Source organism: Streptosporangium sp. NPDC048886 (assembly GCF_055586905.1).
On the sequence record NZ_JBVJHH010000012.1, the window covers coordinates 28,505 to 50,847 of the forward strand.

Consider the following 22,343-nt stretch of genomic DNA (forward strand, 5'->3'; position numbering starts at 1 on the left):
TGGGGCCGGAGGCGGTGGCCGTCCTGTGGCCTCACCCGAATGATCTGTAACAAGTGAAGCCAACCAATCGCCAAGATTTGGTCAAGATTTCCAAGATGGTTGGGCCGCGAGAGGAGAGCGATACTCAAAAAACGGGCACAACCCTACTGTTAGCCCGTAAAGCGGAGGTATAGCCCTGGTGAAAAGATCAAGGGCCAGGTCCCTCGCGGTCTCGGCCGGGGTCGTCCCCGTCCTGTGCGGCGTGCTGACCGGATGCGCGGGTCCGGAGTTCACCTATGTCCGCCACGACGACGGCCACACCTACTTCAAAGTCCCGGCGACCTGGCGCAAGGTCGACCAGAGGGCACTGGACAGGGCGACCACGGGGGAGGACCCCGAGTCGGCGACCGCCCGGCTGCGCAGGCGGCTCGTCTGGTCGATCGGCTACGACGCCCATGCCGAGCCCTCCGCCGGCCACCTCCTCGGTCACGGCACCGGGGACGAGCCGTTCGTCTTCGCCAAGGTCACCACGCTGCTGCCCGAGGCGCGGGACGCGGTCTCCCTGAACGGCATGCGCAACTCCGTCATCCCCGTCACCGAGCCGCTGCGCAAGGAGTACGCGCAGATCCCCGGCTACCCGCTGACCGGTTTCGAACTGCTCGCCGACGAGGTGCTCCAGCCCGGCGACGGCCTGCGCGGGGTGCACGTGCGCTTCAACTACGCGGTCCGGGGCGCCGGCACGCAGACCTTCGACCTCACCTCCTACCTGGCCGGAGACGGCGGGCAGATCTCCACCCTGCTGATCCGCTGCTCGGCCGGCTGCTACCGCAGGCGTGCCGCCGAGTTCGACAGGATCGCGCACTCCTTCAAGGTCAAGCGACTCACCGGGTGAGGAGAGGCCCGCACATGAAGTCACCCCCGCCGGCCCCCGGTTTCGAGGGCCTCCGCGCACCCGGCTCCGGCCCGGCCGACCCCCACCCCCGGACCCGTAAGCGGATGCCGTTGTGGGACCGGGTCAAGTTCGTCCTCGTCCTGACGGCCGTCTACCTCATCCTGGTCTGGAACGAGATGGCCTCCTACGAGGGCATCATCAGCGTCCGGGACGCGACGGTCAGGGCCGTGACCGCCGCACCGTGGATCTTCTGGCTGCTGGGGGCCGAGGTCCTGCGGCAGATCCACTTCTCCGTCAGCGAGCGCTCCGCCGGATACCACCGGTTCTGGACGCGCGGGGTGTTCGGCGGCTTCGAGCGCTGGACCCGCCGCCGTTTCTCGGACTGGAACCGCTTCAGGATGGCACGGGCCGTCAAGTGGCTGTTGTGGATCGCGCTGCTCGCCCTGGTGCTCGGCGAGGTGCTGGAGACCTCGCCCGCCCTGGCGCTGTTCCAGGCTCCGGCCCTGCTCTGGCAGGCCCTGCCGTACGTGGCGCAGCTCGCCTTCGCGTTCTTCTTCATCGTCTTCCAGTTCGTCGGCCTGTTCTGGCTGCTGTCACGGGGCGGTGTGGAGACCTACTTCCCCGACGACATCAAGACCCGCTTCACCGACGTCTGGGGACAGGACCACGTGGTCGAGCGGGTCAAGGAGAACATCGTCTTCCTGGAACGGCCCGACGAGATCGAGGAGCGCGGCGGCTACGTGCCCAGCGGCCTGCTGCTGTGGGGGCCGCCCGGCACCGGCAAGACCCTGATGGCCGAGGCCGTGGCGGGGGAGACGGGCAAGCCGTACGTCTTCGTGGACCCCGGCGCGTTCGTCAACATGTTCATGGGCGTGGGCATCCTGAAGGTGAAGTCACTGTTCAGGAAGCTCCGCAAGCTCTCCCTCCGGTACGGAGGCGTGATCGTCTTCTTCGACGAGGCCGACTCCCTCGGCCGCCGTGGCTCGCTGGCGCAGCAGGGACCCAGGGGCGGCCCGGGTCTCTCCGCCCGCTCGGCGGGCTGCCACGGCTTCGACTACCTGGCCGAGGAGAGCCGGTGGCTGCTGACCCGCAGGGGGGCGGGGGAGGGGCAGGAGCCCGGCACCGGCCGCAGCCGCTTCTTCATGGGCGGCAACATGGGCGGCGGAGGCGGCGATCCGGGGACGCTGCAGGCGCTGCTCACCGAGCTGTCGGGGCTGAAGAAGCCGCGCGGCGTCGTCAACCGCCACATCCGCAGGCTGCTCGGCATGCGGCCCAAGCCGCCGCCCAAGTATCGGATCCTGGTCATGATGGCGACCAACATGCCCAACTCGCTGGACGAGGCGCTGCTGCGGCCGGGCCGCATCGACCGCATCTACAAGGTGGGCTACCCCTCCAAGGCGGGACGGGTCCGCACCTACCGGGGCTACTTCGACAAGGTCGACCACGAGCTGACCGAGGAGCAGCTGGACAAGCTGGCCACGATCACGCCCTACGCCACCGGCGCCACCATCAAGGACCTGGTGAACGAGTCGCTGATCACCGCGATCCGGGCTGGCCGGAACGTCATCACCTGGGCGGACGTGACCACGGCCAAGCGGCTCAAACAGCTCGGGCCGCCCGAGGACGTGGAGTACATCGAGCGGGAGCGGCACGCGGTGGCCGTGCACGAGGCGTGCCACGCGGTGGCCGCCTACCGCACCCGCTACCACCTCGAGATCGACATCGCCACGATCGAGAAGGGCGCCGACTATCTCGGCATGGTCGCCAGCGTCAAGCCCGAGGACCAGTTCACCCGGTGGAAGTCCGAGCACGAGGCCGACATCATGGTCTCGCTCGCCTCGCTGGCCGGGGAGCGGATGTTCTTCGCCGAGGACAACTCCTCCGGCGTCTCGGGTGACCTCTACTCGGCCACCTACCTCACCGCGCTGATGGAGGCGCACTGGGGGATGGGGCGCGGGGTGACCTCGGTGCCGGCCCTGCAGGAGCTGGAGATCTCGGGCGGCACGTCGATGCCCAGGCCCGGCGGGGGCGGCGGGGCCGGCTTCACCAGGGCGCCGGGCGGCGGGCAGCCCCTGGCCCCCGACGTGCTGGGCGAGCGGATCGAGTACAACCTGGTCCGCCTGCTGGAGGCGGTCGGGGACCTGCTGAAGGAGCACCGGCGGGAGGTGCTCTGCCTGGCCCACGCGCTGGAGACCTACAAGACGCTCAACGGCGACGACGTGATCGCCGTCCTGGAGCGCCGGCGCGGGTCGCTGGTGGACGGCTCGGCCTACGCCTCGGACGAGTTCTACGCCGAGATCGAGGAGTATCACCTGGAGGCCGCCCGGGCGCACCGCGAGCACAGCCACGTGGCGCGGGACCTGCCCGTCCCGCCGGACGGGCCCCGGTCCGGACCCGTCGCGTCGCTCGTCCGGGGCGCGGTCGTGACGGGCAACGGTCACGGCTCCGCGCTGCCGGCCGCGGTGGGGCCGGTGGCCGTGGCCGGGCCGGACTTCGTGCCGTGGGGCGACGGGGGTGAGGGCGGTCAGGCGCCCGCGCTCCCGCCCGCCCCGCCCCTGCCGGGTGCCGTGGCGCCGCCGAGGTGGCGGCGGTCCCGGGTGGTGGCGGTGGTGGCGGCCAGTCTGGCCGCGCTGGCGGTGTTCACGCTGCTCGGCGTCTACGTGCTCGACGGCAGGACGATGATGGCGGACAGGGTGACGATCACGCCGGGGGCCGGCACGCTCCTGGCGGTGTCGGGCGCCGTGGTGGCGGCCCTCGTGGGCGCCGGCGTCGTCTCGACGGTGATCCGCGCGGGCCGGGCGGCCCGGCTCAGGGCCGAGGCCCAGCGGGACCGCGCCGTGGAGCGGGCCCAGTTCCTCGCCGCGGCGATGGACCCCGAGGTCGCGATGCGGATTCTCGGCTACAACGGCACCGACGGCCCTCGGGCCCGCTGAGGGCCCGGGGCACGTCGGCGCTTCCGGGGGGCCGGCGCTCCGGCCCCCCGGAACACGGCTCAGCCGAACTCGCCGTCCTTCACGCCGCCGACGAAGGCGTCCCACTCACGCTGAGTGAACGCCAGCGCCGGGCCGTCCGGGTCTTTGGAGTCACGGACGAGATAAAGCTCATCGGCGTCGGCCTTGTGCCCGGCCAGAGCCGGGTCACCGGGCACGACCGCCACTTCGACGCAGTCGCCTCCGTTGGTGCTGCGACTGCTCTTGCGCCACACGACGCTGGACAGATCCATCGTGGACCCCCGCACTCTCTACCTACTTTCCGCTGTGTTCTTACTGTGCTGTGTTCTTACTGTTGGGTGGACAACTCCTCGCCGCCTGGGCGATGAAGGCGGCCGACGCCTCCGCGCCGAGAGCCAGTGCCGACAGGCTCCCGAACATGAGGGTGTATCGGCGGACCTCCTCCGGATCCTCCGGAACGAGCCCGCTTGCGGCCTGTTCCAGATAGACGAGGTCGGGATCCTCGGGCTCGGGGAAGCTGAGCAGGCAGAACTTGCCGTCCATCGCGGCGTGCGCCCCGGCGGAGAACGGGATGACCCGGATCTCCACGTTGGGCCGCCTGCCGAGATCGAGCAGGTGTTCCAGCTGCTCGCGCATCACACCCGGACCGCCGACCTGACGCCGGAGCACCGCCTCGTCGAGCACCGCGACGAGCTGGATCGGGTCACCGGTGCCGTGCAGCAACTGCTGGCGCGAGATGCGCACGGAGACCTTCTCGTCAACCGCTGAGGGGGCGTGGGTGAGAGCGGTCGCCTCGATGACCGCGCGTGCGTACGGCTCGGTCTGCATCAGGCCGGGGACGACCTGCGGCTCGTACGAGCGCACCACCGACGCCTCCGCCTCCAGCCCGATGTAGGAGTCGAAACCAGGTTTGAGCGCCTGCCGGTGCCGGTGCCACCAACCTCGCTGGCGGGCCTCCCTGGCCATCTGGACCAGGGAGGCCCGGGCCTCCCCGGTCACGCCGTACACCTCGGTGAGGGCCGACACGTCGGAGGGTCTGGGACGGGTCAGCCCCGTCTCGTATCTCCAGACGGTGGTGTCGGTGGAGCCGATCCGCTCGGCCACCTGCGCCCGCGTCAGCCCGCTGCTCTCCCGGAGCCGGGTCAGTTCCGCCATGAGACGGCGATGGCGGGCCGTGGGGCTGCGCCGGGAAGCCATGCACGTACCTCCGTCCAGGGGGAGGAAACTGTGGAATTTCAATATGAGCTATTGAAGTCCCTGATAGAACAGTTCACCGTGAGTGAGTGTGCCATCTCGGAGCGCGATGTGCATGTGAATGTGCATGTCGGGGAGTGAGGGCAATCATGACGCTCGAGCAGCGGACCGTTCCGCCTCGATCGACGGTCACCCTGCTGGGGGTGCCGGAGTCGGTCTCGGTGGCCCGCCGTCGGGTCAGGGAGCTCCTGGGGGAGGGGCATCCCGCGTCCGACGACGTCGTCCTGCTGGTGAGTGAGGTGGTGACGAACTCGGTGGTCCACTCGGGGTCGGGGGGCGGCGGCCGGGTGGCGATGACCGTGGTGGTGGGCTCCGGCGCGGTGTTCGTGGAGGTGTCCGACGCCGGTTCCGGGGTGTCGGCCCCGCACGTGCGCAACGACCCCGCGGCCGAGAACGGGCGGGGGATGTTCCTGGTGGACCTGCTCGCGGCCCGGTGGGGGACCCGGGACGACTGCGGCGGGGTCAGGACCCTCTGGTTCGAGGTCGCATTCTGACCCCGATGACTTTTGCCTTCTTGGGGGCGGAAGCCGTACAGGCCAGAAATTTTGGGCCTTTGCCGATCGACATCCTTGCCTGACTCTCAGTGCAGGCGCGTGACAAACCCCCTAGAGCGCGCGCCTGAGGAGGACGCAGGTGAGACGCCGTCTGATCGTGGTGCTCGCGGTCCTGGCGCTGTCATGTCTCGGCATGACCGGGGCAGGGGCATCGGCCGAACCACCGCCGAACGGCCAGTACAAGGTGCAGGGCCCCAGTGACTCCCGGCAGCGCAGCGCGGTCGCGGCCACCGGCGCGGCGATCGACCAGGTGGACTCCGCCTCGGTCGTGGTGACCGCGAGCGAGGCCGAGGTCGCCGCGATCAAGAAGCTGGGCTACACCGTCACGAAGATCCCCAGGTCCCCGTCCCCGGACGTGCGGACCTTCGACTTCCCGCCGGCCGACTCCGGCTACCACAACTACGCCGAGATGACCGCCGCGATCAACCAGATCGTCGCCGACCACCCCGCGATCGCCCGCAAGAGCAGCTACGGCACCTCCTACGAGGGCCGTGACCTGATGGCCATCAAGATCAGCGACAACGTCGGCACGGACGAGAACGAGCCCGAGGTGCTGTTCACCCACCACCAGCACGCCCGGGAGCACCTGACCGTCGAGATGGCGCTCTACATCCTCAACCTGCTCACCGACGGCTACGGCACCGACAGCAGGATCACCGGCCTGGTGAACTCGCGCGAGATCTGGATCATGCCGGACCTCAACCCCGACGGCGGCGAGTACGACATCGCCACCGGCTCCTACCGCTCCTGGCGCAAGAACCGGCAGCCCAACTCCGGTTCCTCCTCCGTGGGCACCGACCTCAACCGCAACTGGGCCTACCAGTGGGGCTGCTGCGGCGGCTCCTCCGGCTCCACCTCCAGCGAGACCTACCGGGGTCCGGCCGCCGAGTCGGCGCCCGAGGTCAGGGCGGTCGCCGACTGGGTGCGCAGCCGGGTGGTCGGCGGCGCGCAGCAGATCAAGGCGCACATCGACTGGCACACCTACGGCGAGCTCGTCCTGTGGCCCTACGGCTACACCAACAACGACACCGCCCCCGGCCTGACCCAGGACGACCACGACGCGTTCGCGGCCCTGGGCCGGAACATGGCCGGCACCAACGGCTACACCCCCGAGCAGGCCAGCGACCTCTACATCACCGACGGCTCGATCGACGACTGGATGTGGGGCGCCCACAAGATCTTCAGCTACACCTTCGAGATGTATCCGACCGGGTCCCCGGGCTTCTACCCGCCCGACGAGCAGATCGTCCCGCAGACGACCCGCAACCGGGAGGCCGTGCTCCGCTTCCTGGAGTACTCCGACTGCGTCTACCGGATCATCGGCAAGGAGCCGCAGTACTGCGGCACCGGCACCCCGCCCGTGACCGTCTGGCAGGACACCTTCGAGACGGCGACCGGCTGGACCGCCGACCCCGGCGGCACCGACACCGCCACCCTCGGCCGCTGGGAGCGCGGTGACCCCGAGGCCACCACCTCCAGCGGCGCCAAGCAGCTCGGCGCCACCGTCAGCGGCACCAACGACCTGGTCACCGGACGGCTGGCCGGCGCCTCCGCCGGCGAGCACGACGTCGACGGCGGCACCACCACCATCCAGTCGCCGGCCGTCACCCTGCCCGCCTCCGGCACCCTCAAGCTGGGCTTCTCCTGGTATCTCGCGCACGGCTCCAACGCCTCCAGCGCCGACTACCTGCGCGTGAAGGTCGTCGGCTCCACCACCACCCAGGTCTTCCAGCAGCTCGGCGCCGCCACCAACCGCAACGGCGCCTGGGCCACGGCCGAGGCCGACATCTCCGCCTTCGCCGGACAGAGCGTCCGCATCCTCATCGAAGCCGCCGACGCCTCCACCGCCTCGCTCGTCGAGGCCGGAATCGACGACGTCAAGATCACCCAGCAGCCCTGACACCTCGGCGGGCGTCCCGGCCTCGCCCGGGGCGCCCCGTCGCCGTGCCGGCGCTCGTGGTCGGTCAGCGCGGTGAACGGCCAGAGGGCCGGTGCCGCCGGTCAGGCCCGGCAGATCAGCTCGCCGTGGAGCAGGGACAGCCAGCCGTCCGGCTCCGCGGCCCACCCCCGCCAGCCGTCGGAGATGCGGCGCAAATCGTCCTCGGTGGCCACGTCCGCCTCCAGCGCCTGACGGGCCATGTCGGACTTCAGGATCCGCTCGGCCCACATGCCGCCCCACCAGGCACGGTCCTCCGGCGTCGCGAAGCACCAAGTCGAGGAGGTGGCGGAGACGTCGGCGAAGCCGGCCGCGCGGGCCCACGACAGCAGCCGCCGCCCCGCGTCGGGCTCGCCGCCGTTGGCCCGGGCGATCCGCTGGTAGAGGGCCATCCACTGCTCCAACGCGGGCAGCCGGGGGAACCAGGTGAAGGCGGCGTAGTCGCTGTCGCGGACCGCGACGATCCCGCCGGGCTTGCAGACCCGCCGCATCTCCCGCAGCGCCTGGACGGGGTCGCCGACATGTTGCAGCACCTGATGGGCGTGGACGACGTCGAAGGTGTCGTCGGGGAACTCCAGCGCGTGCACGTCGGCGACGAAGAACTCGATGTTGGACTGCCCGCGCCGCTCCGCCTCCGCGCGGGCCAGGGCGAGCGCCTCCTCGGTGACCTCGACCGCGGTGGCCACCCCCGGTGCGATCCGCCCGGCCAGCTCCGCGGTGATGGTGCCGGGGCCGCAGCCGACGTCCAGCAGCGACGTTCCCGGCCGCAGGTGCGGCAGGAGGTGGGCCGCCGAGTTCTCCGCGGTCCGCCACCGGTGGGACCGGAGCACGGACTCGTGGTGCCCGTGGGTGTATACGGCGTCCTTGGCCGCCATGGCAGATCACTCCTTCGGTCGGATGGGCCAACCGTAGCAGCGGTCTCATATATCAAGAAAGATCGTCTCATTTTATGAGATATGGGCTGCTGTGAAAGGGCAGTGGATCCGCACCCCCGCGCCGCTTGCCGTCACCCGGAACCGCGCTCACACTCAGGCCGGTATCGGTGTCACGATGGGGGTGATCCTCGTGCACGAGGAGTTCAGCACTCGCGAGATCTGGCCGCTGGAATGCCTGCACTGCCGGCACGTCTGGCGGGAGGAATACCTCGTCCGCCGCCTGACCGACGGGCACGGTCACGACGTCGTGGTCTGGACGCGCTCCGGGGTCCTGGTCCAGCCGCCCTGGTCGGGGGTGAGGTGCCCCGGCTGCGGCGACAGCAGCGTGAAGGCATTCCCCGTGGGAGACCGCTCGCACCGCGCCGCCGCGCCGGCCCCCATCCCGGCGCCGGCCCCCGCGCCCGCCCTGGACACCGTGCCCGCACGGGCTTCCGCGCGTGCGGAGAAGACCCGTGCGCGCGTGACGAGGGTCCGCGTGCGCGTGACGAGGGTCCGCGTGCGCGCCCGGGGCCCGGCTTCCGGGCGCCGCAGGCCGCCCGTCCTGCGCTACGCCCTCGCCGGGATCGCGGTCCTGCTCCTGGTGGGCTTCGAACTCGTCGAACGCGTCGTCATGCACCACTGAGCCCGCCGGGCCGCCGGATCCGTGAGAGGCCGCGCCGCAGCACGCGGTCCCTCACGCGTCCGGCAGGGCCTGGCGGCCTTCCCCGGCGGGTGGCGGCCTCGCGCGGGCCGTGCCGATCCTCCTCGGGCACGGTGCGCGGGCCGGCGGATGGGGTGACGGGCCGGGATCCGCGTGGCCGGTGTCCCGGCCGCGAGAAGACCGGCTCCGGCCATGACGGCCGCGCCGCCCATGTGATCACATGGGCGGTCGCGGCACCCTCTCCAAGGAGAGGCATGCCGCGATCACGATGGGGAGAACCCCCCGGTATGGCAAAGTCAGAGCCGGAAGTCCAGGTCTGGGACGATCTCGGCCACATCCATCTGGGCCTTCTGGAGCCTGCCGGAGTAGTCCCAGTTCATCGCCTGCCAGCGGGTGAACTGGTCGAGCACCCACATCCCCGACTGGCGGCTGCCGTTGCCGGACTTGCCGTTGCCGCCGAAGGGCAGGTGGGCCTCCGCTCCGGAGGTGGAGTTGTTGACGCTGACCATGCCCGCGCCGATGCCCGCGCGGAACCGGAAGGCCGACTTGGGGTCGGTGGTGTAGATGGAGGAGGAGAGCCCGTAACCGGGCCGGTTGGCCAGCTCGACGGCCTCCTCCAGCGTCGAGAAGGCGGTCACGCCCACGATGGGGCCGAAGGTCTCCTCCAGGAACAGCCGGTCGCCGGGGCGCACGCCGTCCACGACCACGGGGTGGTAGTAGAGCCCCCCGTCGCCGGAGAAGTCTCCACGCGGGTTGTCACCGGTGATCCGGCCCGTCGGCCCGGAGACGACCGTGTGGTGCGGCTGGATCCAGCCCAGATACTCCTCGTAGCGGGAGGCGAACTTGTGGTCGAGCAGCGGCCCGCACAGCACGTCTCCCGCGGGGTCGCCGATCGTCGCGGCCGCCACGGCGCGCGTGTAGCGGTCGAGGAACTCGCCGTGGACGCTCTCGTGCACGATCACCGTGCCGAGCGAGGTGCAGCGCTGCCCCGCCGTGCCGAACCCGGCGAACAGCGCGCCCTCCACCGCCAGGTCCAGGTCGGCGTCGGGCATGACCACCATCGGGTTCTTGCCGCCGAGCTCCAGGCAGGGCGACTGCAGGTGCCGCCCGCACAGCTCGCCGATCCTGCGGCCGACCTCGGTCGAGCCGGTGAAGCCGACCTTGTGCACCGTGCCCTCGGCCAGCGCCGCCTCCAGGCCCTCGGAGGTCGCGGGACCGTCGGCGAGCACGAGGTTCAGCACGCCCTCGGGCAGCCCGGCCGCGGCGAAAAGCCGGTAGAGCGCGTGCGCCGAGGCCGCGGCGTACTCGGCGGGCTTCCAGACGACCGCGTTGCCGGCGAGCAGGGCCGGGACGAGATACCAGGACGGCACCGCGACCGGGAAGTTGCCCGCCGTGATCACCGCGGCCACCCCGACCGGGACCCGGAAGGTGAACAGGTTCTTGTCCGGCATCTCCGAGGGCACCGTCTGCCCGTAGAGGCGCCGCCCCTCGCCGAGGAAGAAGTCGCACGTGTCGACGATCTCCCGGACCTCGCCCAGCGCCTCGGCGTAGGGCTTGCCGATCTCACGGGTGACCAGGCGGGCCAGCGGCTCGGCGTTGGCCTCGACCAGCCGCCCGATCGAGGCGATCACCCGCCCCCGGACGGGCGCGGGCACGCCGGCCCACTCGCGCTGGGCCTCGGCGGCCGTACGGCAGGCGGAGGAGAAGGTCTCCGCGTCGGCCAGCCGGACCCGCGCGACCACCTCGTCCACGCGGGCCGGGTTGATCGAGTCGTAGGCCGTGCCGTTGGTGGTCTGCTTTCCCCCGATTACGGAGACGATCTCGTGGGTCACCGTTGACCTCCTCGTATGTCGTGTAACCGCATTCTCTCCGCAGACGGGGACGCCGTCACACCATGCGGAAGTCGGCGAAGTCGAAGCCGGGGGAGACGACGCAGCTCACGAGCACGCCCTCGGCTCCTGCCGGTCGGGCGGCCTGCCAGGTGCCGGCGGGCACCAGGGCCTGCGGAACCTGCCCCTCCTCCACCACGGGGCCGAGGGTCACCGTGCTGACCGGCTGCCCCTCGTGACCGCCGAGGGTCAGGGTCAGCGGGCCGCCCCGGTGCCAGAGCCACACCTCGTCGGAGCGGACCACGTGCGGGCGCGACTCCTCGCCCGGCTCCAGCAGGAAGTAGATCCCGGTGGCGGTGGCCCTCACCCCGCCGTATCCCGGCGGGGTGAGCTCGACGGAGGTCTTCCAGGTCTCCCGGTACCAGCCGCCTTCGGGGTGCGGCAGCAGGTCGAGGGTCTCGGCGAGCGGAGGACGGGCAGGTGTCGTCATTGCACAGATACTAGAGAGGGATCACCCCTTGAGCGCTCCGCCGAGCAGGCCGGAGACGAACTGCCGCTGGAACAGCAGGAAGATCAGCGTCAGCGGGAGCGTGGCGAGGAAGGCGCCCAGCATCAGTCCCGCGTAGTCCACGTGGGACAGGCCGATCAGATGGTTCAGCGCCACCGGGACGGTGAAGCGCTCCTCGGAGTTGAGCATCAGCAGGGGCCAGATGAACGCGTTCCACTGGCCCATGAAGGTGAAGATGACCAACGCGCCGAGCTGGGGCCGTACGCACGGCAGCACGATCCGGTAGAAGATCCGCAGGTCGCCCGCGCCGTCCAGGCGGCCGCTCTCCAGTAACTCGTCGGGGAAGTCCATGAAGGCCTGGCGCATCAGGAAGATGCCGAAGGAGTTGGCCAGGAACGGCACGATGATCGCCTGGTAGGTGTCCACCCAGCCGATGCTCGCCATCATCTGGAACAGCGGGACCAGCAGCACCTGGAACGGGATCATCATGGTCGCCAGCACCACGCCGAGCAGCGCTCCCCGTCCCCTGAACCGGTACTTCGCCAGGCCGTACCCGCACATCGCCGAGACCAGCGCGCTGAGCACCGTGTAGACGACCGCCGTCCAGACACTGGTGACCATGACCCGGGAGAAGTGGATCGTCTCCTCAAGGTCGGCGAGGTTGGCCATCAGCTCGCCGCCGGGCAGGAACGGCGGGGGAGAGGCGAACAGCTCGCCGCCGTCGTGGGTGGCCGCCACGATCATCCAGTAGAACGGGATCACGCTGACGACCGCGCCCGCCGCCGCCGCCAGCCACACCAGGGCGCGCTTCACGACCGCTCCCTTCCGAAGTAGCGGAACTGCAGGTAGGACAGGCCGCCGATGAGCGCCACCACGACCCAGGCGATGGCCGCCGCGTAGCCGAAGTCGAACTGGCGGAAACCTACCTGGTAGAGGTAGAGGATCGGGGTGAGCGTGGCGTCGCCGGGGCCGCCGCCGGTCAGCACCATCGGCTCGTCGAACAGCTGCAGCGTGCCGATCGTCGAGGTGATCGAGCAGAACAGCACCACGGGGCGCAACTGCGGCAGGATCACCCGCCGGAACGTGGTCAGCGATCCGGCGCCGTCGATCGCCGCCGCCTCGTACTGCTCGCGGCCGACGGCCTGCAGTCCGGCCAGCAGGATGACCGCGTTGTAGCCCGCCCAGCGCCAGGTGATCGACGCGATCAGCGCGACCCGGGCCCAGAACGGATCGTTGAGCCAGTCCACCTGCACGCCCAGGACCTGGTTGACCGCGCCGCCCTCGGTCTTGAGCAGCACGCGGAAGACCACGGCGTAGGCGACCAGGGTCGTCACCGCGGGCAGGAAGTAGGCGGCCCGGAGCGTGGCCCGGAAGCGGAGCCACGACTGGTTGAGCACGTAGGCCAGCACCAGGGCCAGGCCGATCATGACGGGGACCTGGACGATGAGGATCAGTGCGACGTTGACGAGTGACTGCAGGAACGACGGGTCGGCCAGCAGGCGCGCGTACTGACCGGCCCCGGCCCACTCGACGGTTCCGCCGTCCGTCGTCTGCAGGCTCTGCACGAACGACGCGGCCAGCGGATAGGCGAAGAAGATCAGGAACAGCGCCGCCGCCGGCCCCGCGAAGAACCACGGGGTCATCCGGCTCCGCCGGGCCGCCAGGGGCGTCGCCGGGTGAGTCGCCGAGTCTGCCGTACGGTCTGCCGCGATGCCTGTCGTGGGGGATGTCACCGGAGGTGTCACTGCCCGAGGGGCCGCTTGGTCGCGGACGCGATCCGCGTGGCGGCCTCGTCGAGCGCGGCCTTGGGGTCGTCGCCGTCCAGCAGCGAACCGGAGACGGCCTTCTTCAGTATCTCCCGGGCCTGGGAGTCGTCCCCGGTCAGCTCGATCGGCGGGATGTTCCGGACCTCGTCGGCGAACAGGCGGTTGACCTGCTGCCCGCCGAAGTACGGCTGCGCCTCGTCGAACAGCGGATCGGTCAGTGCGGGCAGGTACGCGGGGAACAGGGCCTCGTTCCTCATCATGGCGACCTGGTTGTCCTTGCTTGCGAGCAGCCACTGGACGAACGCCCAGGCCGCTGCCTGGTTCTTCGTCTGCGAGGTGACGGCCAGCGCCGAGCCGCCGTTGGCGGAGGTGCGGACGCCGTTGGCGTCGAAGGCGGGCAGCGGGACGACCCCGAACTTGCCCGACAGCTCGGGCATCTCCCCGGTCAGCGTCCCGCTCCACCAGGCGGCGGTCGGCTGGGTGGCGGTCTTGCCCTGCTTGGTGGCGGTGACCCGGCCGTCCCAGCCCTTCTCGTTCTGCAGCAGGTCCTTGTCCTTGAGGGTCTTGAGCAGGGTGAGCGCCCTGACCGCCGCGGGGCTGTTCACCGCGACCTTGCCGTCCTTGAAGTAGCCCTGGCCGAGCTGCTGGAGCAGGGTCGTGAACATGTCGGGGGTCGTGAGGTCGGCGGCGAACAGTCGTTTCCCGGTGGCCTGCTTGATCTTCTCGCCTGCCTTGATCGCGTCGTCCCAGGTGACGATGGAGGCGGGGTCGACTCCCGCCTGTTCGAAGTAGTCGCGGCGGTAGAACAGGCCCACCGGTGCGGAGTCCCACGGCAGTGCGAACAGGCCCTTGCCCGAGGTGGCCGCGGCCCACTTGGCCTGGTCGAAGTCGGCCTTGTACTTGCTCGCGACGCCGCTCAGGTCCACCAGGCCGTCGGGGAAGTTCTCGACGTACCCGGAGATGCGGTCGTCCTCCAGGGTGATCACGTCCGGCAGACCGGAACCCGACTTGAGGCCGACCGTGATCTTGTCGTAGGCGTTGTCGTAGCCGATGTCCACCACCTGGACCTTCACCCCGGGATGGGCCTTCTCGAACTCGGGGGCCATCCGCTGCAGCGCCTTCGCCGCGACATCCCAGGACCAGACCTTGATCTCTCCGGAGAGCGTGCCGCCCGAGCTCTGCGAGATCTTCGGCGCGTCCTTCACGGGGAGACCCCCGGTGGCGCAACCGCCCATCGTGAGCCCGCCGGCGATCACGACTCCGGTGATGACGTGGATCCTCTTCACCATGTTGCTCCTCGATGAACAGTGCTATATCACGTGGTGAATACTGAGTTTTGAATACAGTAGACGCTTTACTGGGTTATGTGCCAGACCGATTTCCCACGGCTTTTGTCGGAGGGGTTGGCTAGCGTTCCGACCGTGATCGAACGATGGAACCGGGATCAGGTGCTCGCGCTCGCGCCCGACGCCCCATCCCAGAAAGCGGCCCAGGGGGTCTCCTCCCCCGGAAAGTGGTCGGGCGTCGGGGGCACGGCGGACGCGCTGTGGGGCGAGTGCAAGGGCAGCGGTTCCAAGCCCTACCGGGCGTGCGTGGACCTGTCCGAGCCCGCCTACCGGTGCAGCTGCCCGAGCCGGAAGTTCCCCTGCAAACACACGCTCGGCCTGCTGCTGCTCTGGTCGGCCGACGGCGTCCCGGCCGCCGCCGAGCCCGCCGACTGGGTGGCCGAGTGGCTCGACCAGCGGCGCGACCGCGCCGCGAAGGCGGCCACCCGCACGGCGACGGCGGATCCGGCGGAGTCCGGCCCGCCGGGCGGCGGCCGCCGGGCCGAGCAGCGCGAGCAGCGCGTGGCGGCCGGTCTGTCGGAGCTGGAGCGCTGGCTCGCCGACCAGATCAGGCAGGGCATCGCCGGATCCCGGCGGCACGACCACTGGGACGGCCTCGCCAAGCGTCTGATCGACGCGCAGGCCCCGGCCGTCGCCGGCAGCGTCTCCCGCCTGAACGCCGTCCTGGCGACCGAAGACTGGCCCGCCCGGCTGCTGGGCGAATACGCCCTCCTGCACCTGCTGTCGGTGGCCCACCGCCGTCTCCCCGAGCTCGTGCGGGCCTCCGGCGACGGCGCGGGCGCCCCGGAGCGGGCCGGGACGCCGCACCCGGCGGCCGCCGGGCTGCTGCAGCGGGTCCGCGAGCGGGTCGGTTTCCCGGTCACCAAGGAGGAGGTGCTCGCGGGGGAGACGGTCAGGGACGTATGGGACGTGCTCGGCCGCCGCGACGAGGAGCAGGACCGGCTGGTCGCGCGCCGGGTCTGGCTCCGCGGCAGGGCCACCGGCCGGCCGGCGCTCGTGCTCTCCTTCGCCCCGGTCGGCCAGGCCCTCGACGCCTCGCTCGTCACCGGCACGGCACTCGACGCCGACCTGGCGTTCTACCCGGGGCCGTCACCGCTGCGGGCCCTGGTCGCCGCCCGCCACGACGCCGCCCCCGCCGGCCCCGCGCCCGGATCCACCCCCGAGCGGGCGCTGGAGGAGGTGGCCCGGGCGCTGGCGGGAGACCCCTGGGTGGACTCCTGGCCCGTCGTCCTCGACGGGGTGACCCCGGCCAGGGGCTCCTCCTGGCAGCTGGCCGGCCCCTCCGGGGGACTGGCGCTGCACCCGTCGGCCGGCACCCCGTGGCGGCTGCTCGCGGCCTCCGGCGGCCACCCGCTGACCGTCGCCGCCGAATGGACCCCCAGGGGGCTGCGGCCCCTCACGACCTGGGACGAGAAGGGCAGGGTGATCGTCCTGTGAACGCCTCGGCCGAGTGGGAGGACCTCGTCTCCACCGCGCTCGTCGGCACCGACCGCCGCCCCCTTCCGGGTGGCTCGCCGGGCGAGGTGGAGCTCCTCGAACGCGCCGCCGTGCACACGCTGCGGATGCGGGCCGGTCACCGGCTGGAGAAGGGCGAGCCGCTGAGCGTCGCGCCGCCCGAGGAGCAGCCCGCGCTCTCGCCCGCGGCCGCCGACCGGCTCGCCCGGATCCTCGGCGGCGAGCGGCCGAGGCTGCTGACCGAATGGCTGGAGACCGCCGCCGGGCACGGCTACCGGGTCTCGCCGCACCTGCTGCCCGAGCTGCTCGACCAGGGGGCCAGAGACCGGTCGATCCGCCCGCACCTCGGCGTCCTCGCCGGAAACCGGGGCCGCTGGCTGGCCGGGCTCAACCCCGAGTGGGGCTTCCTGCTGGAGGAGGTCACCTCGGCCGCCGTGACCGGGGCCGACGGCGCCCGGGAGGTCTGGGAGCTGGGGACCTCCGGCGACCGCCGCGCCCACCTGGCCGCGCTGCGGGCGGCGGACCCGGCGGAGGCCAGGGAACTGCTCGCGGCGACGTGGGAGAAGGAGACCCCCGACGACCGGGCGGCCTTCCTGGAGGTCCTCGCCGACCGGCTCTCGCCCGACGACGAGCCGTTCCTGGAGTCCGCCCTCGACGACCGCCGCCGCGAGGTCCGCCACCAGGCCGCCGACCTGCTCACCCGCCTGCCCGGCTCCCGCCTGGGCCTGCGGATGGCCGAGCGGGGCGCCCGCTACCTCTCCGTCGAGGACGGGACGATCCAGGTCACCCCGCCCGCCGCCTGCGACGGCGCGATGGAGCGCGACGGGATCCGGGCCAAGCCGCCCCGGGGCACGGGTGAGCGGAGCTGGTGGCTCCAGCAGGCCGTGGCGCGCACCCCGCTCGCCGTCTGGCCCCGCCTGCTCGGCCGCCCGCCGGCCGAGCTGGTCCGCATGAAGATCGTCGACTGGGGCCGGGAGGTCATGGCGGGGTGGGTCAGGGCCACCGTGCTCCAGGGCGATCCCGAATGGGCCAGGGAGCTGTTCGCCTGGGACCCGCTCGCCGACCTGCTGGCCGCGCTGCCCCCCGCCGAGCAGGAGCGCGTCGCGGCCGACTTCGTCCGCCGGCACGGCCTGGACGGCCAGCTCATCATGGTTCTCGGCGGCGCCTCGGCCCCCTGGGGGCCCGGCCTGGCCAGGGCCGTGCTGCAGAAGATCCTCGAGGTCTCCGGCACCCAGCCGTGGAACCTCGGCGAGCTGACCAAGCTCGCCGGTGAGCGCATCGACCCCGCCCTGTACGGCGTGGCCGAACGCCTCTCGCCCGAACCGCCCATCCAGGAGGTCGCCGCCCTCCTGCGTTTCCGTGACGACATGTTGAAGGAGCTTGTGTGACAACGGTTCTGCGGGCCCACGCCGAAGACCAGTACGCCGAGGAGCTGGCGGTCCTGGCGAAGGACGACGACCGGGTCCGGCCGCCGGGCTGGAAGCTGTCCCCCTGGGCGGTGACCCGCTACATCCTGGGCGACGGTGATCAGATCACCCCGAAATACATCGGGCCCCGCCGCATCGTGGAGGTGGCGGTGGCGACCCTCGCCACCGACCGCGCGCTGCTGCTGCTCGGCGTGCCCGGCACCGCCAAGACCTGGCTGTCGGAGCACCTGGCGGCCGCGGTCAGCGGCGACTCCACCCTGCTCGTGCAGGGCACCGCGGGCACCGCTGAGGAGGCCATCCGCTACGGCTGGAACTACGCGCGGCTGCTGGCCGAGGGGCCGTCCCGGGAGGCGCTCACGCCCAGCCCGGTGATGCGCGCGATGAGCGAGGGGCGCATCGCCCGGGTGGAGGAGCTGACCCGCATGCCCTCCGACGTCCAGGACGCGCTGATCACCGTGCTGTCGGAGAAGACGCTGCCGATCCCCGAGCTCAACGAGGAGGTCCAGGCCACGCGCGGGTTCAACGTCATCGCCACCGCCAACGACCGCGACCGGGGGGTCAACGACCTGTCCAGCGCCCTGCGCCGCAGGTTCAACACCGTCGTGCTGCCGGTCCCGGCCACCGCGGAGGAGGAGGTGGACATCGTCTCCCGTCGCGTCGGCCAGCTCGGCCGCTCCCTGGAGCTGCCCCAGACCACGACCGGCCTGGAGGAGATCCGCCGCGTCGTCACGGTCTTCCGCGAGCTGCGCACCGGCGTCACCGAGGACGGCCGCACCAAGGTCAAGTCCCCCAGCGGCACCCTCAGCACCGCCGAGGCCATCTCCGTCCTCACCAACGGCATCGCGCTGGCGGCCCACTTCGGCGACGGCGTGCTCCGCCCCTCCGACGTGGCCGCCGGGATCGTCGGAGCCGTGGTCCAGGACCCGGTCTCCGACCAGGTCGTCTGGCGGGAATACCTCGAGACCGTCGTCCGTGAGCGCCAGGACTGGCGCGACTTCTACCGGGCCTGCCGTGACGCGGGCTGAGGCGCGCGGCGCCGGGGCGGGGCCGTGCCGTCCCGCGGCGTCCGCACCACGTGAGGCCCGCCGCGGACCGTCACCGGCCGGGGCGGCCGGCCCCCCGGCGATCGGAGGCCGCCCGTGAGCGTCTCCGTGCTGGGCGTCCGGCACCACGGGCCGGGTTCGGCGCGGTCCCTGAGAGACGAGCTGGAGCGGCTCAGGCCGGACATCGTGCTCATCGAGGGCCCGCCGGAGGCGGACGGGCTGGTCGAGCTGGCCAAGGACCCCGGTCTCGAACCCCCGGTGGCGCTGCTGGCCCACGTGCCGGGAGAGCCGTCCAAGGCCGCATTCTGGCCGTTCGCGGTCTTCTCCCCCGAGTGGCAGGCGATCCGTCACGCGGTGGAGGCGGGGGTCCCGGTCCGCTTCTGCGACCTGCCCGCCGCCCACAGCCTCGCCTCCCACCCGGAGGAGGAGCCGGGAGAGGGGCGGGCACCGGACACGGGACCCGAGGACGCGGGGCCGCAGGACGGCCGGCCGGCGGACCGGCGGGGAGCGGCCGGGCACGCGCCGGGGACGGAGCCGCCCGAGGGGGAGGGGCCGCAGGCCGGGATGCCGGCCGTACGGACCGACCCGATCGGGACGCTCGCCCGCGCCGCCGGATACGACGATCCGGAGCGCTGGTGGGAGGACGTGGTCGAGCACCGGGGGGACACGCCGTTCCGGGTGATCGCCGAGGCCATGGCGGCGGTCCGCGACGGGCACGTGGCCGACGCCTACGAAGCCAGGCGCGAGGCCTTCATGCGGCGCACGATCCGCAGGGCGGTCAAGGAGGGGTTCGAGCGGATCGCCGTCGTCTGCGGCGCCTGGCACGTGCCCGCGCTGGCCGGGACGGCGAAGGAGGGCGCCGGCTGGGGCGCCGGGCTGCCCACGGTGAAGGCCGACGACGAGCTGCTGCGGGGGCTGCCCAAGGTCAAGGCCGAGATGACCTGGGTGCCGTGGACCTACGGGCGGCTGGCCGCCTGGAGCGGATACGGCGCGGGAGTGACGTCACCGGGCTGGTACCACCACCTGTTCGCCTCCCCCGACCGCCCGGTGGAGCGGTGGCTGACCGCCGCCGCCGGGGTGCTGCGCGAGGAAGACCTGCCGGTCTCCTCCGCCCACGTCATCGAGGCGGTACGGCTCACGCAGAGCCTGGCCGTGCTCCGGGGGCGGCCGCTGGCGGGGCTGGCGGAGGTCACCGAGGCGGTCCGGGCCGTCCTGTGTGAGGGCGACGACCTGCCGGTGGAGCTGATCCAGCGGCGCATGGTCGTGGGGGAGCGGCTCGGCCACGTCCCCGACGCGACCCCGATGGTCCCCCTCCAGCGCCACCTCCGCGAGGAGCAGCGCCGGCTGCGGCTCAAGCCCGAGGCCCTGGACCGTGAGCACGACCTCGACCTGCGCAGGCCCCTCGACCTGGAGCGCAGCAGGCTGCTGCACCGGCTGCGCCTGCTCGGCGTCGACTGGGGCACGCCCCAGGAGAGCCGGAGCAAGGGCACCTTCCGCGAGTCGTGGACGCTCGCCTGGCGCCCCGAGTTCGACATCGACCTGATCGAGGCGGGCGCCTGGGGCACCACGGTCCCCGCGGCGGCCGCCGCCCGCGTCCGCGACCTCGCCGACGGGGGGCAGCCCGCCGGCCCCACGCCGCAGGGGGCCGCCGGGCAGGGATCGGCCGGACCGGGGCCCGGGGCGCCCGGCGGACGGGCGGCCGCACCCGCCGGGCCCTCGCTGGCCGGCCTCACCGGGCTGGTGGAGCGGTGTCTGCTGGCCGACCTGCCGGACGCGCTGCCGTACGTGCTCGACGCGCTGTCGGCGCGGGCCGCGCTCGACAGCGACGTCACCCACCTGATGGCCGCGCTCCCGGCGATGGTCCGCGCCCAGCGCTACGGCGACGTGCGCGGCACCCCCGCCACCGGCCTGGCCGCCATCGTCGACGCGCTGCTCACCAGGGTCTGCGTCGGGCTGGGCGGGGCGGTCACCGGCCTGGACGACGACGCCGCCCGCGACCTGCTGCGCCACATCGACGGGGTGCAGGCCGCCGTGGCCCTGCTCGACGGCGCCTCCGGAGCGGGAGCGCCCCAGGCGCGCTGGCTGGCCGCGCTGCGCGGTGCCTGTGGCCGCTCCGACCTGCACGGGCTGATCGAGGGCCGGCTCACCAGGATCCTGCTGGACGCCGGAGACCTCGACGCCGACCAGGTGGGCCCGCGGATGTCGCGGGCCATGTCGGCCGGGCATCCGCCCGCCCGGGCGGCCGCCTGGATCGAGGGGTTCCTGTCGGGCGGTGGCCTGCTGCTCGTCCACGACGCCCGGCTGCTCGCGCTGATCGACGGCTGGCTCACCGGGCTCGCCCCCGAGACGTTCGTGGACGTGCTGCCCCTGCTCCGCCGGACGTTCGGCGCCTTCGCCGCGCCCGAACGGCGCTCGATCGGCTCGCGGGTCCGCTCGCTCGTGACCGGGGCGGTCCCCGGCGCGGAGGGGGCGGCGGAGCTCGACGAGGAGCGCGCGGCGGCGGCCGTGCGGACCGTGCTGATGATCCTGGGGAAGGCGGAGGCCGAGTGATGGACGAAAGACTGCGCCGCTGGCGGCTGGTGCTCGGCGGCGACGCCGATGGCACGGGGTGCGCGCTCGCCGGGACCGACGCCCAGATGGACGGAGCCCTGGCCGCGCTCTACAACGGCGGTGGCGGGGGCGCGGACGAGCGGAGTGGAGGTCTCGGCGCCTCCGCGCCCAGGGTGGCGCGCTGGCTGGGCGACATCCGGTCCTATTTCCCCTCGACCGTCGTGCAGGTCATGCAGAAGGACGCCGTCGAGCGGCTGAACCTGACCCGGCTGCTGCTGGAGCCGGAGATGCTGGAGGCGGTCGAGCCCGACGTCCACATGGTCGGCACTCTGCTGTCGCTCAACCGGGTGATGCCGGAGAAGGCGCGCGAGTCGGCCCGCGCGCTGGTCCGCAAGGTCGTCTCCGAGCTGGAGCGGCGGCTCGTTCAGAAGACGAAGGCGGCCGTCACCGGCGCGCTGGACCGCTCGGCCCGGACCCACCGGCCCAAACGGGTCGCCGACATCGACTGGGACCGCACGATCCGGGCCAACCTGAAGAACTACCTGCCCGAGCGGAACACCGTGGTGCCGTCGAGGCTGGTCGGCTATGGCAGGCGGCAGCGGGCCGTCCAGCGCGAGGTCGTGCTCTGCATCGACCAGAGCGGGTCGATGGCCGCCTCCGTCGTCTATTCGAGCGTCTTCGGCGCGGTGCTCGCCTCGATGCGCTCACTCAGGACGTCGCTGGTGGTCTTCGACACCGCGGTCGTCGACCTCACCGACCAGCTCCACGACCCGGTGGAGCTGCTGTTCGGCACCCAGCTCGGCGGCGGCACCGACATCAACCGGGCCATCGCCTACAGCCAGGGCCTCATCACCCGGCCCACCGACTCGATCTTCATTCTGATCAGCGACCTCTACGAGGGCGGTGTCCGGGAGGAGATGCTCCGCAGGGTCGCCCAGATGACCGCGGCCGGGGTCCAGGTCATCGTGCTGCTCGCGCTGTCGGACGAGGGTGCGCCCTTCTACGACCGTGACAACGCCGCCGCCCTGGCGGCGCTGGGGGTGCCCGCCTTCGCCTGCACCCCCGACGCCTTCCCCGGCCTGATGGCCGCGGCGATCGAGCGCCGTGACATCGGCCAGTGGGCCGAGCGGGAGCTGGAGCGCGCGGCCAGATGATCCCGCTCTGACAGGAGTGGCACGCACATGATCTCGCTCTGACAAGGGTGGCACGGAGGCCCGCCCCTGTCAGAGCGCCATGGCCGGCGGCGACGCCCCCACCTCCGGAGACGGTGGGGGACGG

At 72.1% G+C, this 22,343-nt stretch carries 18 protein-coding genes; 10 read left to right on the plus strand and 8 right to left on the minus strand.

What is annotated here, in order from left to right; translation table 11 throughout:
- The first annotated feature begins 178 nt into the window (after positions 1–178).
- Together ACZ6R6_RS16520 and ACZ6R6_RS16525 are read left to right on the plus strand one after the other, a co-directional pair.
- Entirely contained in the window at positions 179–871 is a 693-nt protein-coding gene (locus ACZ6R6_RS16520; RefSeq protein WP_470094109.1) for a hypothetical protein, read from the plus strand.
- A gap of 14 nt (positions 872–885) precedes the next feature.
- Positions 886–3,804 (plus strand): AAA family ATPase, encoded by a 2,919-nt coding sequence (locus tag ACZ6R6_RS16525; RefSeq protein ID WP_470094111.1) that lies wholly within the window; start codon positions 886–888, stop codon positions 3,802–3,804.
- A gap of 59 nt (positions 3,805–3,863) precedes the next feature.
- Here the strand turns inward: ACZ6R6_RS16525 and ACZ6R6_RS16530 are convergent, their stop codons facing one another.
- The gene (locus ACZ6R6_RS16530; RefSeq protein ID WP_470094112.1) at positions 3,864–4,094 is read right to left on the minus strand and encodes a DUF397 domain-containing protein; all 231 of its coding nucleotides are present in this window, start codon (positions 4,092–4,094) and stop codon (positions 3,864–3,866) included.
- Between the two features lie 40 nt (positions 4,095–4,134).
- Entirely contained in the window at positions 4,135–4,977 is an 843-nt protein-coding gene (locus ACZ6R6_RS16535) for a helix-turn-helix domain-containing protein (RefSeq protein WP_470094114.1), read from the minus strand.
- Between the two features lie 188 nt (positions 4,978–5,165).
- Between ACZ6R6_RS16535 and ACZ6R6_RS16540 the strand changes: the two genes are divergently transcribed.
- Together ACZ6R6_RS16540 and ACZ6R6_RS16545 are read left to right on the plus strand one after the other, a co-directional pair.
- Complete coding sequence (locus ACZ6R6_RS16540) at positions 5,166–5,570, plus strand: ATP-binding protein (protein ID WP_470094116.1); 405 nt, start codon at positions 5,166–5,168, stop codon at positions 5,568–5,570.
- 139 nt (positions 5,571–5,709) lie between these two features.
- Positions 5,710–7,530, plus strand: coding sequence for a M14 family zinc carboxypeptidase (locus ACZ6R6_RS16545; RefSeq protein ID WP_470094118.1), 1,821 nt, complete (start codon positions 5,710–5,712; stop codon positions 7,528–7,530).
- 101 nt (positions 7,531–7,631) lie between these two features.
- On the opposite strand, the gene ACZ6R6_RS16550 is transcribed toward ACZ6R6_RS16545, so the two are convergent.
- Positions 7,632–8,441 (minus strand): class I SAM-dependent methyltransferase, encoded by an 810-nt coding sequence (locus tag ACZ6R6_RS16550; protein WP_470094120.1) that lies wholly within the window; start codon positions 8,439–8,441, stop codon positions 7,632–7,634.
- Between the two features lie 175 nt (positions 8,442–8,616).
- Here ACZ6R6_RS16550 and ACZ6R6_RS16555 point away from each other — a divergent pair, with 175 nt between their 5' ends.
- The gene (locus tag ACZ6R6_RS16555) at positions 8,617–9,123 is read left to right on the plus strand and encodes a hypothetical protein (protein ID WP_470094122.1); all 507 of its coding nucleotides are present in this window, start codon (positions 8,617–8,619) and stop codon (positions 9,121–9,123) included.
- Positions 9,124–9,437: 314 nt separating this feature from the next.
- Here ACZ6R6_RS16555 and ACZ6R6_RS16560 read toward each other — a convergent pair whose 3' ends face one another.
- From ACZ6R6_RS16560 to ACZ6R6_RS16580, 5 genes are all read right to left on the minus strand, one after another.
- On the minus strand, positions 9,438–10,973 hold the full coding sequence (locus ACZ6R6_RS16560) for an aldehyde dehydrogenase family protein (protein ID WP_470094124.1): 1,536 nt from the start codon (positions 10,971–10,973) through the stop codon (positions 9,438–9,440).
- 55 nt (positions 10,974–11,028) lie between these two features.
- Positions 11,029–11,460: a cupin domain-containing protein gene (locus tag ACZ6R6_RS16565; RefSeq protein WP_470094126.1), complete on the minus strand. Its 432-nt coding sequence runs from the start codon at positions 11,458–11,460 to the stop codon at positions 11,029–11,031.
- Between the two features lie 21 nt (positions 11,461–11,481).
- A complete protein-coding gene (locus tag ACZ6R6_RS16570) occupies positions 11,482–12,291 on the minus strand; it encodes a carbohydrate ABC transporter permease (RefSeq protein ID WP_306868037.1) in 810 nt (269 codons plus the stop codon).
- A complete protein-coding gene (locus ACZ6R6_RS16575) occupies positions 12,288–13,121 on the minus strand; it encodes a carbohydrate ABC transporter permease (RefSeq protein ID WP_470094128.1) in 834 nt (277 codons plus the stop codon). Before ACZ6R6_RS16575 ends, ACZ6R6_RS16570 begins: the two co-directional genes overlap by 4 nt.
- Before the next feature lie 98 nt (positions 13,122–13,219).
- A complete protein-coding gene (locus ACZ6R6_RS16580) occupies positions 13,220–14,533 on the minus strand; it encodes an ABC transporter substrate-binding protein (RefSeq protein WP_470094130.1) in 1,314 nt (437 codons plus the stop codon).
- A gap of 132 nt (positions 14,534–14,665) precedes the next feature.
- On the opposite strand from ACZ6R6_RS16580, the gene ACZ6R6_RS16585 reads away from it, so the two are divergent.
- The 5 genes from ACZ6R6_RS16585 to ACZ6R6_RS16605 all read left to right on the plus strand — a co-directional run bounded on the left by ACZ6R6_RS16585 (position 14,666) and on the right by ACZ6R6_RS16605 (position 22,219).
- Positions 14,666–16,027, plus strand: a complete 1,362-nt coding sequence (locus ACZ6R6_RS16585; RefSeq protein WP_470094132.1) for an SWIM zinc finger family protein — start codon at positions 14,666–14,668, stop codon at positions 16,025–16,027.
- On the plus strand, positions 16,024–17,433 hold the full coding sequence (locus ACZ6R6_RS16590; protein ID WP_470094134.1) for a DUF5691 domain-containing protein: 1,410 nt from the start codon (positions 16,024–16,026) through the stop codon (positions 17,431–17,433). Before ACZ6R6_RS16585 ends, ACZ6R6_RS16590 begins: the two co-directional genes overlap by 4 nt.
- Complete coding sequence (locus tag ACZ6R6_RS16595; protein WP_470094136.1) at positions 17,430–18,497, plus strand: ATP-binding protein; 1,068 nt, start codon at positions 17,430–17,432, stop codon at positions 18,495–18,497. The genes ACZ6R6_RS16590 and ACZ6R6_RS16595 overlap by 4 nt, the downstream gene beginning before the upstream one ends.
- A gap of 114 nt (positions 18,498–18,611) precedes the next feature.
- Complete coding sequence (locus ACZ6R6_RS16600; protein ID WP_470094138.1) at positions 18,612–21,065, plus strand: DUF5682 family protein; 2,454 nt, start codon at positions 18,612–18,614, stop codon at positions 21,063–21,065.
- Positions 21,065–22,219 (plus strand): VWA domain-containing protein, encoded by a 1,155-nt coding sequence (locus tag ACZ6R6_RS16605; RefSeq protein ID WP_470094140.1) that lies wholly within the window; start codon positions 21,065–21,067, stop codon positions 22,217–22,219. Before ACZ6R6_RS16600 ends, ACZ6R6_RS16605 begins: the two co-directional genes overlap by 1 nt.
- The last annotated feature ends 124 nt before the right edge of the window (positions 22,220–22,343 follow it).

Coding starts and splice junctions, on each gene's coding strand:
- ACZ6R6_RS16525 (WP_470094111.1), top strand. CDS start 886: ATGAAGTCACCCCCGCCGGCCCCCGGTTTCGAGGGCCTCCGCGCACCC.
- ACZ6R6_RS16530 (WP_470094112.1), bottom strand. CDS start 4,094: ATGGATCTGTCCAGCGTCGTGTGGCGCAAGAGCAGTCGCAGCACCAAC.
- ACZ6R6_RS16535 (WP_470094114.1), bottom strand. CDS start 4,977: ATGGCGGAACTGACCCGGCTCCGGGAGAGCAGCGGGCTGACGCGGGCG.
- ACZ6R6_RS16540 (WP_470094116.1), top strand. CDS start 5,166: ATGACGCTCGAGCAGCGGACCGTTCCGCCTCGATCGACGGTCACCCTG.
- ACZ6R6_RS16550 (WP_470094120.1), bottom strand. CDS start 8,441: ATGGCGGCCAAGGACGCCGTATACACCCACGGGCACCACGAGTCCGTG.
- ACZ6R6_RS16555 (WP_470094122.1), top strand. CDS start 8,617: ATGGGGGTGATCCTCGTGCACGAGGAGTTCAGCACTCGCGAGATCTGG.
- ACZ6R6_RS16565 (WP_470094126.1), bottom strand. CDS start 11,460: ATGACGACACCTGCCCGTCCTCCGCTCGCCGAGACCCTCGACCTGCTG.
- ACZ6R6_RS16575 (WP_470094128.1), bottom strand. CDS start 13,121: ATGACCCCGTGGTTCTTCGCGGGGCCGGCGGCGGCGCTGTTCCTGATC.
- ACZ6R6_RS16580 (WP_470094130.1), bottom strand. CDS start 14,533: ATGGTGAAGAGGATCCACGTCATCACCGGAGTCGTGATCGCCGGCGGG.
- ACZ6R6_RS16605 (WP_470094140.1), top strand. CDS start 21,065: ATGGACGAAAGACTGCGCCGCTGGCGGCTGGTGCTCGGCGGCGACGCC.